At 66.4% G+C, this 2,381-nt stretch carries 4 protein-coding genes; 3 read left to right on the plus strand and 1 reads right to left on the minus strand.

Translation table 11 applies throughout. The annotated features are described in order from the left end of the window. Positions 1 to 20: 20 nt before the first annotated feature. A complete protein-coding gene (gene gspK / locus N5D48_RS26005; protein ID WP_279888996.1) occupies positions 21 to 986 on the minus strand; it encodes a type II secretion system minor pseudopilin GspK in 966 nt (321 codons plus the stop codon). 136 nt (positions 987 to 1,122) lie between these two features. On the opposite strand from gspK, the gene tatA reads away from it, so the two are divergent. From tatA to tatC, 3 genes are read left to right on the plus strand one after another with little or no spacing between them, the layout of a single operon-like run. Then, a complete protein-coding gene (gene tatA / locus N5D48_RS26010) occupies positions 1,123 to 1,341 on the plus strand; it encodes a twin-arginine translocase TatA/TatE family subunit (protein ID WP_279888998.1) in 219 nt (72 codons plus the stop codon). Beyond that, on the plus strand, positions 1,341 to 1,628 hold the full coding sequence (gene tatB, locus N5D48_RS26015) for a Sec-independent protein translocase protein TatB (protein WP_279888999.1): 288 nt from the start codon (positions 1,341 to 1,343) through the stop codon (positions 1,626 to 1,628). The genes tatA and tatB overlap by 1 nt, the downstream gene beginning before the upstream one ends. Continuing rightward, a complete protein-coding gene (gene tatC, locus N5D48_RS26020) occupies positions 1,628 to 2,362 on the plus strand; it encodes a twin-arginine translocase subunit TatC (RefSeq protein WP_279889001.1) in 735 nt (244 codons plus the stop codon). The genes tatB and tatC overlap by 1 nt, the downstream gene beginning before the upstream one ends. The last annotated feature ends 19 nt before the right edge of the window (positions 2,363 to 2,381 follow it).

Raw genomic sequence — 2,381 nt, forward strand, 5'->3', positions numbered from 1 at the left:
GTATAGCCTGTGATTGTCTGCTACCAGGCCACCGCCTCCCGCCCCCTGACCCGCACCTGCTGCGCCGGCACCCGCGCGTGCCATTGCACCACACCCAGCGCCTCGATCTGGAACTGGCTGCGCAACGTGCGGCCCTCTTCCTCGAACGACAGCTGCAGCAAGAAATGACCGCTGTTGAGCAACAATCCTTCGCTTAGCCGGGCGAAGGTCTCGTCATCCACCGCGCCCAGCGCCTGGCGTAATGCCGCGGCATCCACATAGCCCGCCGCCGGCCGGCCGCTGATGATGCGGCTGAGCATCGAACGGGAAAACTGCCCCTCATACAGGGCCTCCAGCAACGGCAAGTGCTCCAGCCCCAGGGCATTGGCATTGAGCCGCCAGCCGCCGGTCGATGGCAGTGCGCAGAGCATTCGGTAGCGGGCTTGCCGGCCACTGTCCGGCTCCAGCAGCAGGTTGAGCTCACTGGTGTCGAGCATCGGCTGGTTGGCCGCCAACCGGGGTGGCTGCTGGCGCAGGTACTGGGCACTCTCGGCCCCTTGCAAGCGGGCATCGCTGTCGGCGTCCAGCCAATCGGCCAGGGCATCGACCAGCCGCTCGGCGGCCATGTCGTCGCCGAGCAGGTGGCGCAACTGACGCTCGGCCCGTGGAGCGTCCTCGCCCAACAGGGCATTGACGTTGAAGCAGCCATGCTGGTCGATCACCCGCAGTTGCGCCTTGCCGGCACCGAAGTCATAGGCCAGCGGCTGCCCGCGCAGGGCCTGCCAGAACAGCGGGCTGGCCCGCCAGGCCGGATCGCGCAGGGCCTGGGAGGCATAGGCCAGCCCGGCCTGCTCCATCGCCCGTACCTGCACCCGCTGGTGCAACAGGCGCACCTCGTCCACCTGGCGCCGGCCATCTTCCACCAGCCAGGCCAGCCCCGCCGCGAGCATCGCCAGCACCACCAGCACCATCAGCAGTGCCGCGCCCTGTTGTCGCCTGCGCCCCATCCTTGTCTTCCTGTCAGCGGTAAAAAGCGCCAGTCAACACGGCGGTTGTTGCAGCCAGATGGCAGTCATGTGCCCGTCATCTGCGCAGGGCAGGATTGGCCTTCCTTTTTCTTCGACCTGACAGGAGTGGTCTTACATGGGTGGCATCGGAATCTGGCAATTGGTGATCGTGCTGTTGATCGTCTTCCTGCTGTTTGGCACCAAGCGTCTCAAAGGGCTGGGCAGTGATGTCGGCGACGCGATCCAGGGCTTTCGCAAGTCCATGGGCGGCACTGCCGACAACAGCGTCGAGCAACAACCGCAGGTGCTGAACAATCAGCCGGTCCAGCAGGCGCAGACGGATCGTCAGGCCTGATGTTCGAGATCGGCTTCACCGAACTGCTGCTGGTCGGCATCGTCGCCCTGCTGGTGCTCGGCCCCGAGCGCCTGCCGGTGGCGGCGCGTACCCTCGGCCGTGGGCTGGGCCAGGCACGGCGGGCGCTGAATGCGTTGAAAGCACAGGTAGAGCGGGAGATCGACATGCCCGCCCTGGATGCCGCGCCGCTGCAGCGCCTGGAGCAGGAGATCCGCCAAGGCATCCAGCTCGACGCGACGCCGGCCAATGACCCGACCCCGATCGCCCACGCCAAGGAGAGCGCCTGATGTCCCTCGCCCTTGACCAGGCGGCGCGCATGCCGCTGACCGACCACCTGCGCGACCTGCGCAAGCGCCTGGTACGCTGCCTGCTGGTGGTCGCGCTGGTGTTCTGCGGGTTGTTCCCCTTCGCCCAGACGCTGTACACGCAGATCTCCGAACCGCTGCGCCGCTACCTGCCCGAAGGCGCCAGCATGATCGCCACCAGTGTCACCTCGCCGTTTCTCACGCCGTTCAAGCTGACGGCGATGTGCGCGCTGTTCGTCGCCATGCCACTGCTGCTGCACCAGGCCTGGGGTTTCATCGCCCCGGGGCTGTACCGGCGCGAACGACGCATTGCCCTGCCGCTACTGGTGTCGAGCATCCTGCTGTTCTACGGCGGCATGGCCTTCGCATTCTTCCTGGTGTTCCCGATGATGTTCGGCTTCTTCGCCAGCGTGACCCCGGACGGGGTGGCGATGATGACCGACATCGGCTTGTACCTGGACTTCATCATGGCGCTGTTTCTGGCGTTCGGCCTGGCCTTCGAGATCCCGGTGGCGACCTTCATCGTGGTCTGGGCGGGGTTGACCGACGTGGCCACGCTGCGGCGCAGCCGGCCCTATGTGATCGTCGGGTGCTTCGTGGTGGGGATGATCCTGACGCCGCCGGATGTGTTTTCCCAGACCCTGCTGGCGGTGCCGATGTGGGTGCTGTTCGAGGTTGGGTTGCTGGCGTGTGGGTTGGTGCGCCGGGTGGGGTAGACCGATGGATTGCCGGGGC

It is taken from the genome of Pseudomonas sp. GD03858 (genome assembly GCF_029840925.1).
Classification (GTDB): Bacteria; Pseudomonadota; Gammaproteobacteria; order Pseudomonadales; family Pseudomonadaceae; genus Aquipseudomonas.

What these genes read in the sequence shown, in the direction of transcription:
- gspK (WP_279888996.1), bottom strand. Translation starts at nt 986, where the DNA reads ATGGGGCGCAGGCGACAACAGGGCGCGGCACTGCTGATGGTGCTGGTG.
- tatA (WP_279888998.1), top strand. Translation starts at nt 1,123, where the DNA reads ATGGGTGGCATCGGAATCTGGCAATTGGTGATCGTGCTGTTGATCGTC.
- tatB (WP_279888999.1), top strand. Translation starts at nt 1,341, where the DNA reads ATGTTCGAGATCGGCTTCACCGAACTGCTGCTGGTCGGCATCGTCGCC.
- tatC (WP_279889001.1), top strand. Translation starts at nt 1,628, where the DNA reads ATGTCCCTCGCCCTTGACCAGGCGGCGCGCATGCCGCTGACCGACCAC.